General features: G+C 42.6%; 12 protein-coding genes and 2 pseudogenes. 5 read left to right on the top strand and 9 right to left on the bottom strand.

Features of this window, described 5'->3' with window-relative positions; genetic code table 11:
• Positions 1 to 65: 65 nt before the first annotated feature.
• Genes GMES_RS08590 through GMES_RS08575 form a run of 4 tightly spaced genes read right to left on the bottom strand, consistent with a single transcriptional unit; the run spans position 66 to position 2,994 of the window.
• Entirely contained in the window at positions 66 to 818 is a 753-nt protein-coding gene (locus GMES_RS08590; protein ID WP_006992252.1) for a MauE/DoxX family redox-associated membrane protein, read from the bottom strand.
• A gap of 40 nt (positions 819 to 858) precedes the next feature.
• On the bottom strand, positions 859 to 1,368 hold the full coding sequence (locus GMES_RS08585; protein ID WP_039986981.1) for a DUF305 domain-containing protein: 510 nt from the start codon (positions 1,366 to 1,368) through the stop codon (positions 859 to 861).
• 16 nt (positions 1,369 to 1,384) lie between these two features.
• Positions 1,385 to 1,834, bottom strand: a complete 450-nt coding sequence (locus tag GMES_RS08580) for an ion channel (RefSeq protein ID WP_006992249.1) — start codon at positions 1,832 to 1,834, stop codon at positions 1,385 to 1,387.
• On the bottom strand, positions 1,831 to 2,994 hold the full coding sequence (locus GMES_RS08575; RefSeq protein WP_006992248.1) for a multicopper oxidase domain-containing protein: 1,164 nt from the start codon (positions 2,992 to 2,994) through the stop codon (positions 1,831 to 1,833). Before GMES_RS08575 ends, GMES_RS08580 begins: the two co-directional genes overlap by 4 nt.
• A gap of 1,206 nt (positions 2,995 to 4,200) precedes the next feature.
• Between GMES_RS08575 and GMES_RS08570 the strand changes: the two genes are divergently transcribed.
• Entirely contained in the window at positions 4,201 to 4,461 is a 261-nt protein-coding gene (locus tag GMES_RS08570) for a hypothetical protein (RefSeq protein ID WP_226990273.1), read from the top strand.
• Positions 4,462 to 4,527: 66 nt separating this feature from the next.
• Positions 4,528 to 5,085 (top strand): c-type cytochrome, encoded by a 558-nt coding sequence (locus GMES_RS08565; protein ID WP_006992246.1) that lies wholly within the window; start codon positions 4,528 to 4,530, stop codon positions 5,083 to 5,085.
• Between the two features lie 53 nt (positions 5,086 to 5,138).
• On the opposite strand, the pseudogene GMES_RS22205 reads toward GMES_RS08565, so the two are convergent.
• Positions 5,139 to 6,305, bottom strand: a pseudogene (locus GMES_RS22205) (IS3 family transposase).
• Between the two features lie 127 nt (positions 6,306 to 6,432).
• On the opposite strand from GMES_RS22205, the gene GMES_RS08555 reads away from it, so the two are divergent.
• From GMES_RS08555 to GMES_RS08545, 3 genes are all read left to right on the top strand, one after another.
• Entirely contained in the window at positions 6,433 to 8,235 is a 1,803-nt protein-coding gene (locus tag GMES_RS08555) for a copper resistance system multicopper oxidase (protein ID WP_006992243.1), read from the top strand.
• A complete protein-coding gene (locus GMES_RS08550) occupies positions 8,232 to 9,335 on the top strand; it encodes a copper resistance protein B (protein WP_226990272.1) in 1,104 nt (367 codons plus the stop codon). Before GMES_RS08555 ends, GMES_RS08550 begins: the two co-directional genes overlap by 4 nt.
• A gap of 166 nt (positions 9,336 to 9,501) precedes the next feature.
• On the top strand, positions 9,502 to 10,839 hold the full coding sequence (locus tag GMES_RS08545; protein WP_006992241.1) for an APC family permease: 1,338 nt from the start codon (positions 9,502 to 9,504) through the stop codon (positions 10,837 to 10,839).
• A gap of 360 nt (positions 10,840 to 11,199) precedes the next feature.
• Here GMES_RS08545 and GMES_RS08540 read toward each other — a convergent pair.
• From GMES_RS08540 to GMES_RS08525, 4 genes and pseudogenes are all read right to left on the bottom strand, one after another.
• Positions 11,200 to 11,528 (bottom strand): annotated as a pseudogene (locus GMES_RS08540) (IS3 family transposase); the annotation flags it as partial.
• Positions 11,518 to 11,658 carry a transposase gene (locus GMES_RS08535; RefSeq protein WP_006992240.1) on the bottom strand — a complete coding sequence of 47 codons (141 nt, stop codon included), beginning with the start codon at positions 11,656 to 11,658 and terminating at the stop codon, positions 11,518 to 11,520. The gene GMES_RS08535 and the pseudogene GMES_RS08540, both read right to left, overlap by 11 nt.
• A gap of 86 nt (positions 11,659 to 11,744) precedes the next feature.
• A complete protein-coding gene (locus tag GMES_RS08530; RefSeq protein WP_006992239.1) occupies positions 11,745 to 13,091 on the bottom strand; it encodes a site-specific integrase in 1,347 nt (448 codons plus the stop codon).
• A 1-nt stretch (position 13,092) separates the two neighbouring features.
• On the bottom strand, positions 13,093 to 14,098 hold a 1,006-nt coding region (locus tag GMES_RS08525; RefSeq protein WP_039986977.1), incomplete at its 5' end, for an ATP-dependent DNA helicase.

Below are 14,098 nucleotides of genomic sequence, written 5' to 3'. Positions count from 1 at the left end.
AAATATTGACACAATTATTCATAACTTGTCGCTCCAACCATTATGGATGGAGCGACACATAACACTTAACTGCCGATTGCCAGATATAGCATCCAAAATCCCGCGCCTATCATAAATAGATTTTCGGTCAATGAAACAAACCCAAGGGGAACATTACTGTCTCCACCAACGCAAGCACATTTCAATTCACGCTTATCCACGTACACGGCCTTAAATACCGATATCGCACCTATTGTCCCAATAAATAAGGACACTGGGCCAACAACAAATCCAGACAATCCCGCAAGCATACCGATTCCTGCGAATGCTTCAGCAAATGGGTAAGTGTATCCATACCGAATACTGCGCATTGCCAACAGGTCATAAGTAATAAAAGAATTGGTAAAGCCATACAAATCCCGTAATTTTTGGATAGCTAAAATGGACATACTTAGCGCGACAAATATTTCGATTACTGAAACTGATAACAGCGATTCAATATCACCAGTTTGAGCAAAAACAATCGCCAATGCCATTAAAAATGCGGTCGCGAAAATTGCGATAACAGGTGTATAGGTTGTGCCAGTCTGCCCGGCTTCGCCCATGTTGAAAAACTCTCTGAGGTTGTCATAACCTCCAACACGTTCGTCGTCAATAAAGGTTTGAGGCGTAGTTTCAACACCATGTTTATCTTTAAATTTATCTGTTTCTTCACGAGAGCTCAGCTTATGATCTTTGACGTCATACCCTTTTCTCTCTAATAAGTCTTTTGAACGTAAACCATAGGGGCAAATGTGTTCTTTCGTATGCATTCTATACAGTGTTGCAGATTTACTCATGTTGATCCTCCAACTATTTTGTGATTGTGAAAACTCGTAACTACTCGCCTGAAAAATCCGGTACAGGACGTCTTGAAGCTTCCCTTTCTGATGACGCTATACCGTTTTCTTTTATATCTGCGATTAACCATTTCATTTCTTTTATTTCCCGCTCTTGTGCACTGATAATCTCTTTTGCCAACTGCTGAACACGGGAATCGGCGATGTTTGCGCGGTCACTGGTTAATATTGCAATGGAATGATGGGGGATCATCGCTTTCATCCACGCGCTATCTTCAATAGTAGTTTGCGACCGCACCAAAAATAGAGCAAAGCAGAAGACGATAATGCTACCTGCTATAATTGATACGTTTTTAATTTTGCTTTCATACATGTTGAGCATAAATAGCAGCATGATAGCTGCCATCATCGCTCCCATGTAGATAGCCATGTATAGGCGAGTTTCACTGAAAAACACGTGTTCAATTGAATACGAATTGAGGTACATCATGACCAGCATGAAAGCCGTAGAAGTAAGTATCATTGCGAAAAATTTTGTATATTTAGACATATATAAGTCCTTAAGTTTAGGGTTCGTGTTTCATGAATCGAATAAGCACAGACGCTGAACAACTTACTAGCAAGAAGCCCGTCATTGCCTCCACGCCTGCAAGAAATCTCAAGTGCTCAGATGCTTCAATCTGACCAAGGCCAAGCGTAGTTAAGTTAATAAGCGAATAGTAGAAAAGCTCAATAAATGGATTTAGTGTGCCACCACTTACGTTTCCTAAGTCCATCGTAATGGACGCTTGAAAAGCGAATGTGAACCATAACGCTGCAAATAGTTGAGAAACGGTAATTCCACAAAAAAGCGCAATTAGACCGTATACTCCAGTGAAGGTGTTCGTTATTTGTCTTTCCAAAAACTGCAATATGCGGTAGTGACTCATCGCACATCCAATAACAGCAACTAATGCAATCAAAAGCTGAAGAAAAAGCGCCATAAGTTGTTGGTACAGTTCAGGCATCAGAATCATGCTCGAGCACCAAAAACAATGCCTGTTTCATGAACCGAATCTCCAGTGCTACAAAGGTTGTCTGCAGAATTTCCTAATGCTTTTAACCAATAAGCACCAACATACGGAGCAATTTCACGAAAAACCTCCATTCGATAGCGTAGGCCAACACGAATGGTATTAACCCCAGATGGTCTATCGAACCGCTCTGACTCTAATAGTGAAGCAGACACAGAGATGCGTGGTTGTATGTACGACGTTTGCGAAACTCGATAATCATATTCCGCTTCCATCGAAATACTGATATCAAAGTATGTCATTTTAGACCCGTCAATAAGCCTTAAACGTACGCTCTCTCCCGATTTGCATAACGCAGTCCAGTTTGTTTGTAGGTCACGGCCGTTCATTAGGTGTGCATAGGTCGCGCCCGTGACGTCAAGTATGCCTCTTGGATTCATGCGCATACTAGACCACATTGCTCGTTCCTTGACCGTATTGATGAATCCCTGATTCTTTATATCAATAATCGTGTCATCAATTGTGCGCGGCTGGTAATTGTAATACCCCTCTGCAACTTTCAGAAGGCGGAATACATCGTGATAGTCCTCGAGGGTCCAGTCACTGAGAATAATTGAGTGCTCTCGATCTGCACCAATGTTGCCATCTTTGGGTTCAATGGCCATGGGCCCAAGGTGTTCTTGAAGACCAGAGTGGCTGTGATACCGGTATGTGCCGTTTTGTTCAATATCGAACTCATGAGTAAAGATGCTGTCAGCGGCAATACTAGGAAAAGATACACCGAGTACGCCGTCCATTCTGTAAGGGAATATCAATCTATGCCAATGGATTGTTGTGCTTTCAGTCAAATTATTTGTTACGTTTATAGTGACGTGCTGACCTTCCTTTAAACGCATAAGCAGTCCGAGAGACGAACCATTGATGGTGATGTGTAGTCCAGCAGAGCCAGCAACAAGCTTACTTTCTTCGCTGATAGTCACTTCAATCGTGTCGCCGCTGACAACACTGTCACGAAAACTCGGCATACGGTTTTGGCTAGAGCTAGTGATGCCTTCTGGCGTAGTCCACGCTGGTGAAACCTGGCGTAGCAGTGTTTTTCCGCCGAACGTCAAAGCGGATGATTTTACAAATTTACGCCGATCATTAGTTAACTGGTTAGACATCAGTCTTTCTCCGAATTAATTAACAAAGACAGACACATGGACAAAGCGTGCGAGTGTGTCTTTAATGTTGTTATTTTAATCTAGAGTTTATGCTATTGGAGGTCTAAGCAAGCGAGAGGAGATTGATGGTAATGTGTTCTGTTTGAAAGATAAGTAACAATCACTCGAAAACGTGTTTTCGTTGCCATAATCACTGACAGGCGTCCAAATCGAATTCGCATGAGAACAATCGCAGAAACCCAAACAACACGTTTCTAAACAATGTTGGCTATCGTGATTTTTTTTGTGTCCCTGACTGTTAGCGTTAGACGCAAGATGCTCCGCTTCAATCATTTGATGTATGGACGAGTTAATTTCTGTATCTTGACTATCACAGGCACTAACGGAAAAGCCACAAGTAATGGCTACAATGAGTAGCAGGCACTTCAGTAAATCGCTAAAAGTAATAAATCTATAAGCGCAGTGAGTCATATAAATTTCTAAACCCTCAATTCCGTTCTTAACTATTGTGTAAAATTTACTTACTGTGCAACTATTACTATGTACAATCTATCCAAATAGCCCATTTTCTTATTAGTTAGGCTTACTTTCTATCCGTTATGTCAAGTTTTGTGCCATCAGAGTGATTCAAGAAGCAGTCAACCATCCATAATAGAGTTATTTGCCAAAATTAATAAAGTTTCCTTTGCTGAGCAGATAGAAAAAAGCATCTAATGAGCTCCAACAACAATGCTGTGTGTTCACACCTTAGGGAAAATAAAATAGCTCAGCGCAACATAATGAAGTGAACAAACGCCTTTGGAATCAGTTGTTAGGCCACTTTACACCCATTGATTACGATCTTCTTCTACTCAATAAAAATTATAAATACAATGTTGTCGCCCAAAATTACGTAAGTGTAATGTAAGGGTAATCGCATAGACATGTTCAAGGAGTATAGTGACTACGTTACTATTTGAGCAGAATTGAGTTGTACTCTTTGTATTATAATAGTAGCTAAGGACTTTAGTGTTACACAGAATTGCTTAAATTGTCATTATACTAGCCATGTTCACGCAGCAAGTTGACGAAGCGTTTTCTTTAACCTATATGGCCTGTACTGGTGTTGACGTAAAAGTGTTTGAATATTTCTACACTAAATATAAACAATAAATTTGAGTATTAATGATGAAAAGCTACAACATATTATCTGTACTAACATTTGCATTGATAGGAATATCAATAAATGCAGCGGCGCACGATCCCAAAGAGCATACTAAAGAAAACCAAGCGCTAGATTGTAGTGACATGGAGGATATAAAAAACATGAAGAATAATGATCTCGTCGCTATGGCAATGATGAAAAAGTGCCAGAAGATGATGAACGGTGAAATGAATATGGACGGAAATATGGAAGTAGGAGGACAGACAGAAGATCGCAACTCGATAAAGGACACAAGCGAACAAGAGCACAAAGATAAGCACTAGCTGGATCTCCGGCCCGCATGAGTTAAACCCGCCCCGTGAAAACTTAAACAATAAAATGAGTCTAATATGAATATGATTAAAGCCATTCTTATCGTTATTTTAAGTGCAGTGATAGGTGTTGGTGTCTTTATTTATTCTGGCACTTATTCGATCGGTGCTGATGTGCCTCATAGCAAAGTGGAATATTGGCTGCTGGAAACACTTAGGAAAAAGGCTATAGAGCGTTCATCTGAAGATATTCAAGTACCGGCTTTGGACTCACCCGACCTTCTTTTGATGGGAGGGGCCGATTACAACGATATGTGCAGTGCTTGTCATTTAAAGCCGGGTAAAATTAGAAGTGATATGAGTTTGGGCTTGTATCCCACACCTCCTAATCTTGCGACTTATAATGGGGAATTAGAGTGGGAAAATGTTGACAAAATTAGCTTAGCCCGGCGACAATTCTGGGTAATCAAACATGGTATTAAGGCATCAGGCATGCCAGCCTGGGGACCGACACATGAGGACGAAAGAATTTGGGCGATGGTAGCTTTTTTACAGCAATTACCTGATTTAACGGCAGAGCAGTACCAAATACTGACGGCGCGCGATCCCAAGATCAATCAAGAAATGGCCCATTAATGAGCCAAATTAAAGAGCGATTTAACTATTAATGTTTAAACACAGTGTAGTGGTTAACTAATTCCGGACTTTAAAATAGGTTGGCTCTCCGCTTTTGCAGGGCCAGCCCGTTATTGAATGTGTGCGGCCGTTCCAATAGTTGTAATTCATCAAGCAATGGCTGATATCACGCTTTTCCTCTTGCAAAGAATTATATCCGGTTGCTGGTATCGACTCTGACTTCAAGCTTCTGAATACTCTTTCCATCGGCGCGTTGTCCCAGCAATTTCCCCTGCGACTCATACTTTGCTTCATCCGATAAAGCCATAACCGCTGTCTGAATTTGCGGCTACCATACTGGCTTCCTTGGTCAGTGTGAAACATGATTTTTTGTGGACGACCTCGTTGCTCATAAGCCATATCTAACGCGTTTACGACGAGTTCTGCATCAGGCTTAGCCGACATCGACCAGCCCACAATACGTCTCGAGTATAAATCAATGACAACCGCTAAGTAGTGCCAGCGATTGCCTGCCCAAATTTACGGAATGTCACTGCACCACACGCTATTTGGCGTTCCAACATCAAATTTTCGCTTTAATCGATTCGGTATGTCTGGACGCTCAACGGTTGTCGCTTTATAGGTATGTGAGCCAGGTTGCATACTCGTTAACTCAAGCTCTTTCATTAGTCTGCGTACTTTGAAGCGGCCAATATAAACCTCCCTGTCTTGCAGCATATCAACAATGGTTCTGTTACCTGCTAAGCGTCGACTGAGGGTAAATAATTCGTTCACTTGAATACGTAACATCGTTCGCTTAATATCTATCACACTGTTTCTTTGGCGGTGGTCATAATAGCTGCTAGTCGCAATATCAAATACGTCACAGACATTTTCTACCGTCTCATGCTCTCTCAATTGGTCTATCAGCGCGTACGCTCGTGCTCGTCCGACATCAAGCGATTACTCCGTAACGGACAGTAGCCTTTTTTAAAATAGATTTTTCCCGCTCTAAACGACTTACTCTTGCTTCAAGCTCTTGGATTTTTTGCTGTTCAGGTGCCCGGGCTTAGGTGTACCGCCATTACGCTCTTCTTGCAATTGCGTCACCCAGCGGCGAACTGCTGTTTCGCCAATATCTAATGCTCTTGCCGCCTCAGGATTGAGTAACCTTGCTGCAAGATCAGGTTTGCTTCTTCAAACTTGAATTCTGCTGAAAACATACGTCTTTGTCTCTTCATTGAACACCTCTTCTAGGGTCGTAACATTACAGCCACATTACATTTTATTAGTGCTCTATACATTCAGTTACTTGCTGGTAGTCTTAGTTTTAAAATTCTCACATGAGTTAGTCAGATTAGAGGACTTATGTCAAAAAACAACAGTAAATTCTTTGCGCCCACTTGTGTACCGCGTCGCCATTTTGTCAAAGGAACCCTTGCCGGTTCTATTGCTATTGGTATGGGAAACTTAGGTACAGCATTTAGTCAAGAACATGTCAGTTCTACCAAAGCCAATACGTTAACAGGTAACGAATTTGATCTCACCGTGAGTGAGACAAGCGTGAATTTTACCGGTAATGTACGGACTGCAACCACGATCAACGGCAGCATTCCTGCACCCACTTTAGTTTGGCGTGAAGGCGAAACGGTGACTATTCGCGTTACCAATCGTTTATCGGTTTCCACGTCCATTCATTGGCACGGCATCATCTTACCCTATCAAATGGATGGCGTACCTGGTATCAGTTATCCCGGTATTGCGCCCGGCGAAACATTTACCTACCGCTTTAAAGTGCAGCAGGCAGGTACTTATTGGTATCACTCCCATACTGGCTTTCAGGAAATGACCGGTATGTACGGTAGTATCATTATTCAGCCTAAAGCGGGAGAGAAAATAACCACCGACCAAGACATGGTGGTGCAACTTTCTGACTGGACCGATGAAAATCCCATGTCTGTTTTTGCTCATTTAAAACAGCAAAGCGATTACTACAATTACAACCAGCCTACGGCGCGTGACTTTTTTAACGATGTATCCCGTTACGGAATAGGCAAAGCAGTGGCAATGCGCAAGATGTGGAACGAAATGCGTATGAGCCCGACAGATTTAGCCGATGTATCCGCTACAACCTTTACCTTTTTAATGAACGGCCAAACACCAAATGGCAACTGGACTGGGGTCTTCAAACCCGGCGAAACACTGCGCCTGCGCTTTATTAACGGCTCGAGCAACACCTTCTTCGATGTACGTATTCCTGGTTTAAAGCTAAAGGTTGTATCTGCTGACGGTCAGGATGTTGAACCTGTTAGTGTCGATGAATTTAGATTTGGCCCAGGAGAGACCTATGATGTTGTGGTCAAGCCCACCGATGACGCCCACAGTATTTTTGCCCAGTCGATGGATAGAACCGGTTATACCCGAGGAACATTGGCAGTGCAACAAGGACTGATAGCCGAAGTCCCTGTTGTAGATAAACCCGTTTGGCTAGCCATGAAAGATATGATGGGCAATATGGCGCAAGGTGATGATATGTCTGGTATGGATCTCGGCAGTATGCCAATAGATCATAGCGCCATGGGACATGGTGCTAAGTCTATGGATCACAGTCAGCATGCTATGAACAACAGTCCCTTGGCAATACCTTCGCAAACCGTCAATCACGCACGAAGCGAGTATGGTCCGTCAGTAGATTCCCGAGTGGAAATGCCCAGAACCAATCTGGACGATCCGGGTATCGGCTTACGTAACAATGGAAGACGCGTGTTAACCCTGGCTGATCTGCATACGCTAGGAGGTCCATTCGACCCTCGTTTACCTGAGCGCGAAGTTGAACTGCATCTTACCGGTAATATGGAACGTTATACCTGGTCCTTTGATGGACTGGAGTTTGGAAAATCTACTCCGGTGCATTTTCGTCATGGAGAACGCGTCAGGGTTATTTTACAAAATGACACTATGATGACTCATCCCATGCATTTGCACGGTGTATGGAGTGATCTGGAAAATGACAAAGGTGAATTCATGGCCAGACGCCACACCATACCAGTACAGCCCGCGCAGCGTATCAGCTTTCTGGTAACCGCCGATGCTCTCGGGAGATGGGCATGGCATTGTCATCTGCTATTTCATATGGACGCAGGCATGTTCCGTGAAGTGGTGATTTCATGAGGAATAAACAAAAAATGATTAAAAATAGCGTTATTGCAAGTGTGTTGTGTATGTATTCACTAGCGGCACTTGCGCAGCAACATGTTCACACTGAATCTGCGGATGAGACACCAACGCCCCAAAATACCATGAGTGGAATGGATTCTATGCAAGGAATGGATCATTCCAAAATGCAGCAAAATAATGTTGAAAAAGCGGATATGTCTAAGGATAAAAGTGCCATGAGTGGTATGGACGCTATGCAAGGGATGGAGCATTCCAAAATGCAGCAAAAAGATGCTGCCGAAGCAGATATGCCAATGGATAAAGATACCATGAGTGGAATGGATTCTGTGCAAGGGGTGGATATGTCCAAAACTCCGCCGCTTGACGCACGGGATCCTCATGCTTACTCGGATGGGTTAACCCTAGATAGCGGTGCTTTTGCCTTGCCCGGGCCTCGGCAATTAAAAATGGCCGATGAACATGCATTTTGGGCAGTCACCTTTAATCGTTTTGAATATGCCGATGGCCTGTCCAGTAGCGTGGGAAGTGTCAGTCAATATGATGCGCAAGCTTGGTATGGCAATAGTTACGAGCGCTTGGTAATTAAGGCGGAGGGGGAATTAACTGACAACAAACTGGCCGAAAGTGAGACCCAGATATTGTGGGGACATGCGTTCAGCACCTTTTGGGACAGTCAGATTGGGCTCAGATTTGATAGTTCAGAAGGTCCTTCGCGGCAATGGCTAACACTTGGTGTACAAGGACTGGCTCCTTACTGGTTTGAGGTGGATACCAGTCTTTCTGTCGGTCCGGAGGGCCGTACCGCCTTTAATTTAGAAGCCGAGTATGAGCTACTTATTACGCAGCGCTTGATATTGCAACCTCGTTTTATTGTCAGTGCCTTTGGCAAAGATGACTCTGAAAATGGTGTCGGCAAGGGACTTTCATTGTTAACTACGGGAATTCGACTTAGGTATGAATTCAGCCGCCAATTTGCTCCTTATCTAGGTGTTGAATGGACCGGAAAATATGGTAATACCGCAGATTTTGCCAAATTAGAGGGCCGGGCAACCAGACAAACACAGTGGGTTGCCGGGATACGTTTCTGGTTTTAATGAAAAAAGCAATGCCCCGAACGTCTACATCTCGGTGCAAGGCCACAACAGATTAGGGAAGGATTGAGGTGATAAAAGGTTTATTTGGGCAAGTGAGTCGGATATTGAAAATTGCATACACATAATCCATAAGTTTCATTCATTTAAAAATAAGAGACTAAATTAGATGCAACGTAATTCGTATAATAAAGACAGCCTAAGCCTAGCCGGAGCGGTGGCCATGGGCACTGGAGTCATGATTGGCGCCGGCATATTTGCATTGACGGGGCAGGTCGCCGAGTTATCCGGGTCACTATTCCCCCTTGCTTTTCTAATTGGCGCGATAATAAGTGGGTTTAGCGCCTATACCTATATAAAAGTATCGAATAAATATCCCTCAGCTGGCGGCATAGCGATGATCTTAAAAAAATCATATGGACCAACGACGGTTACGGGTGCCGCCGCTTTGATGATGGCCTTTTCAATGATCATCAACGAAAGCCTAGTTGCCAGAACGTTTGGGACCTATACGCTGCAATTATTCGACATCGGGGGTGACTCCGTACTCGTTCCTATACTCGCGATAGGCCTGATAATATTCGCCTTTGTTGTCAACATCGCCGGTAATAAGGTTATTGGAGCGATATCGACAATCACTGCGATTTTAAAAATTGGCGGCATACTGATCTTCTCACTGACAATACTTTGGGTATCTGGATTTACGTTTGAGTTTACACAAAGTGCACCAAGCTCAGAAAGTTCGACTACGGGTTTTATAGCTGGGGTTGCACTCGCTATTTTAGCGTTCAAGGGGTTTACGACAATCACGAATAGCGGCGGAGAAATTGTCGAGCCTAAGAAGAATGTCGGCCGTGCAATTGTTATTTCTTTGGCAATATGTCTGCTGGTCTATATGACCGTCGCCCTCGCTGTTGGCTCAACATTGACTATTAATGAAATTGCTACCGCTAAAGACTATGCACTGGCAGAAGCGGCGCGGCCTGCTTTTGGTGAATACGGGGTCTGGTTCACGGTAGCAGTTGCCATTATCGCAACCGCATCGGGTCTCCTTGCAAGTGTCTTTGCTGTATCACGCATGCTCGCGATGCTCACTGAGATGAACCTCATTCCACACCGTCATTTTGGCATGCCTGGTGATATTCAAAAACATACGCTAGTTTTCACCGTTATTATGGCAGGCCTATTGGCTGCATTTTTTGATTTAGGCCGCATAGCATCCTTAGGCGTAATTTTTTATCTGGTCATGGACATCATCATCCATTGGGGGGTGTATCGCTATCTTAGAGAGGATGTCAGCGCAAAAGCCACGATATTGCTAAGTGCTATAATTTTCGATTTGATTGTCCTTGGCGCGTTTCTGAGCATGAAAGCAGCGAGTGATCCAATTATTATCGCCATTTCTTTTGTGGGAATTATCGGACTCTTTGCATTTGAGAAGTACTATTTGTCAAAACTGCGGACCGACGACAAGGCAGAAAATGTCAAAGAAAAGCATTCCCATTAATATAAACTACTCTACTTGGCCTAGTGATCTTAAGCTGAACGAAATTTATACACTATCAGTGTACAAATCATTATTGCGTAGTGAAAGAGCGTCAACAAATATCGCACTTTCATCCAATAGTATTCTATTACATTAATCCAAAAGCCATCTTTATTTCTGGTGCGAATCTAATAACTTCACAAGTTGGCTTAGCTATTCATGGGCATAGTCTCTTTGCTTGGCGTTCCCAAACTTTTCTTTGTAAAAGTAGCAAGTGCCAAGCAGACTATCAGTTAATGAAGTAAACAAGCAAAAATTGACATTTCCTTCTGCTTTAACTTACAGATGTTGAAAACAGTGCACTGAATCACCACCAATAACCTAGACTCTTTCTAGTTGTTTGCGGTATTGGTCCTCAAAGTTTACTGGTGACAGTAAATTATTGGAACCGTGCTTTAGTTTTACGTTATAAAACATCTCAATATAGTTAAAAATATCAGTCCTTGCTTGCTCACGAGTTGTGTAAACTCGTTTCTTTATTCGTTCGCGCTTTAACAGTTGGAAAAAGCTTTCAGCAACAGCATTGTGGTGGCAGTTACCCCTCCGACTCATACTGCCTTCTAGTTCGTGTTCAGCTAGAAATGATTGCCATTCATAGCTTGTTATTGGCTATCTTGATCCGAGTACACCATGACTTTGTTAGTAGGCTTTCATCCAATTATAAATGCTGTGGCTAGTTACACCCAATCTCTGGGCAACATCTGCAACTGAATGATTTCGTTCAGTAACCTGTTTTACTGCCTCAACCTTAAACTCTTCTGGATAGCGTTGTCTGCTCATATAAGTCCACCTTATTTTTAGTCAGTTTATCTAACTAAAAGGTGTCTAGAGAATTAGTGGCACTTCAATCTTCGGCTTGCCCAATCTTACTGCTTTAATATAGAGAGCTTAGACTGTAATTCTTCTATCTTTTTTAATAGCTCTTGATTATAAGCTACCTTTTGCTCAGCGATGTCAAATGCTTTTTGCGTTTCCAATAAAAGTCTTTGCTTGTCAGATTCTAAAGCCTTAATTTTCAGATCTTGCTTGTTGGCTTCGGTCTGTTGACCGATGCGCATGCGACTTTCAACGTAATTCTTAAGCGAACCGCCTGACTTGTGAGTCATCTCTTTTTGCATTTGCATAGCGATAGAGGCTTCATCTGCACTAAATCCAAGTTCGATTGCAATGGCTAGCGTTTTATCAAACTGTTCATTGGAAAACTTATGCCTAAGTGAGTAAATCGACTTTCCTTTTGGCCATCCCAAATCGGCAGTAATCTCGCTAAAAATTTTGCTTATGTCGTTAGCTGTATATGGCTTATGGCTTTTCGGGTTCAGGAACAAGTGTCCATCATATCTCTTGATGTCATTTTCACTTAGGAAAGGCTCCAGTTCGTTTTCGATAAAAGACATGATTGATAGCGCTGTCGAAACAGGGAACCTAATAGGCATTGTATTACCGAACTTCGCTTTTCTGGGGACAACATCAAAACGGTCCTTTTTCTCTTTAAATAGTTCCCTTTCGACCGTTTCTTTATAAAACTGATATCTCACGAGGCTAGCAATTGAAACTGGGCGACCGCCCGCCATATTGATTATCTGAGCAATCAGCAACAATGACGCTCTTTTATAGCCTTTAAAGCACGAAATGATATATTCAATCAGCTCATCGAATTCATCTTCGCTGGCTGAACGGTCTTTATAATTTCGGTTATCACAGTTCTTAAAGAGCTTAGGATAAAGAAAATTGTTGTTTGGTTTATCACCTTTAGATATTGCGATATCTCTTTGCAGCAAGGATGAGGTGATCTGATAGAAGATCTTGTTATTAGGTGAGTACCCAAGAATATGCTCGCCGTAAACACCTTGTTTTTGCACCCAGTAATAAAATGCGTATATCGGCATCAGAAAATCATTATTCGTGGTTTGCTTGGCTAGGTTTTCTTCACCTCGATAACGCGAATCGGCTTTTGTTTCTTCTAAGCTCCAATTTCTGAATCGCTCCATGTGCTCGTCATTCATATCCAGCCATGACATATCATGTTCTCTACTTCTGATGTACTTAAACAATCGTCTTATTGCTTTTCTATACTTATTTTTAGTTTTCTCATCGCCTTCGAATTCCATAATGAAATCGGTTGGTGGCCACAGTACTTCGCCATCCTCATTTTGATAAACATAATGGTCTTTGCGGTCGTATTTTACCTTTGTTTCTATCAATCCTGATATCATCTTAGACCTCCAACCTCAAGGGGATACCGAAGTACCTTATCGAACTATACTTTCTATCACTGACCGCTTTTTTAAGACATTCATAGCTTCCCACTAAAAACATACGTTCGCGAGCAGCCGCGACCACAGTGTACAGCCACGCTTTATCTATCAAGAAGGCGTTATCCGAAACAACCATCGCGTTATCAATCTTTTTGCCTTGTAACTTGTGAGCGGTTATTGAGTAGCGAAGTGACAAGCAAGCCATATCATCTTTGCTCAACTCAAGAGTTTCTCCTCCAATTGATATGCTCACGAAACACTCTCTTCCGCGAACAAACAATGGCTCTTCGAATATTTCGCGAATGACAGCGAATACGCCTGAAGCGATATTCAAAAATGCGCATTTGCTTTTGAATAACACTGGGTCGCTTTCATAAAAGACTTTCTCGCCAACTGAGATAGAAGGGGCTTTCTTCCGATAAAACCTTACTTGCTGTATCTGTTCGTTGATCCTTTCGCATAACAGCGTGTTTGCACATACAACTGTAGGTGCAACGTCGTACCTTTCAAACGTTTCAAGCCAAAGGTTGGCGGTGAGATTACTCAACGCCTCGTGAGAGATTTCAGTGGTTTGGTATATGCTGATATTCTTGCGGCTAACAAAATCTTCAGTTGGTATTACCTCAACATCAAATTGTCCGTCAGTTTCCGATAAGGCTTTTCTCAAAGCATGTAGACCGTTACTGGAAGTACTATCGTAAGAATGTCCCAACCGTGTAACTATGTTTGAATCGGACAAGGATAATTGATGAAACATATTGCCGGGACCCAGTGGAGGTAACTTTTTGTGGTCGCCCACGAAGCAAATTCTTGCGGTAATTGGCAGACATTTAAGCAGTCTGCACAAGCTTAAAAAGTCGATGGACTGAGCTTCATCAATAATGACAAAGGACTCATTCAGAGCGCCTCGTCTATTGCGAGACTTCGATTTTGTGATGAAACGCTGGACTGACTCTGCAACAATC

The organism is Paraglaciecola mesophila KMM 241, from assembly GCF_000315015.1.
Classification (GTDB): Bacteria; Pseudomonadota; Gammaproteobacteria; order Enterobacterales; family Alteromonadaceae; genus Paraglaciecola; species Paraglaciecola mesophila.
This window is presented reverse-complemented; position numbering and strand designations above follow the sequence as displayed.

Coding starts and splice junctions, on each gene's coding strand:
- GMES_RS08550 (WP_226990272.1), top strand. CDS start 8,232: ATGAGGAATAAACAAAAAATGATTAAAAATAGCGTTATTGCAAGTGTG.
- GMES_RS08565 (WP_006992246.1), top strand. CDS start 4,528: ATGAATATGATTAAAGCCATTCTTATCGTTATTTTAAGTGCAGTGATA.
- GMES_RS08555 (WP_006992243.1), top strand. CDS start 6,433: ATGTCAAAAAACAACAGTAAATTCTTTGCGCCCACTTGTGTACCGCGT.
- GMES_RS08535 (WP_006992240.1), bottom strand. CDS start 11,658: ATGAGCAGACAACGCTATCCAGAAGAGTTTAAGGTTGAGGCAGTAAAA.
- GMES_RS08590 (WP_006992252.1), bottom strand. CDS start 818: ATGAGTAAATCTGCAACACTGTATAGAATGCATACGAAAGAACACATT.
- GMES_RS08580 (WP_006992249.1), bottom strand. CDS start 1,834: ATGATTCTGATGCCTGAACTGTACCAACAACTTATGGCGCTTTTTCTT.
- GMES_RS08585 (WP_039986981.1), bottom strand. CDS start 1,368: ATGTCTAAATATACAAAATTTTTCGCAATGATACTTACTTCTACGGCT.
- GMES_RS08530 (WP_006992239.1), bottom strand. CDS start 13,091: ATGATATCAGGATTGATAGAAACAAAGGTAAAATACGACCGCAAAGAC.
- GMES_RS08545 (WP_006992241.1), top strand. CDS start 9,502: ATGCAACGTAATTCGTATAATAAAGACAGCCTAAGCCTAGCCGGAGCG.
- GMES_RS08575 (WP_006992248.1), bottom strand. CDS start 2,994: ATGTCTAACCAGTTAACTAATGATCGGCGTAAATTTGTAAAATCATCC.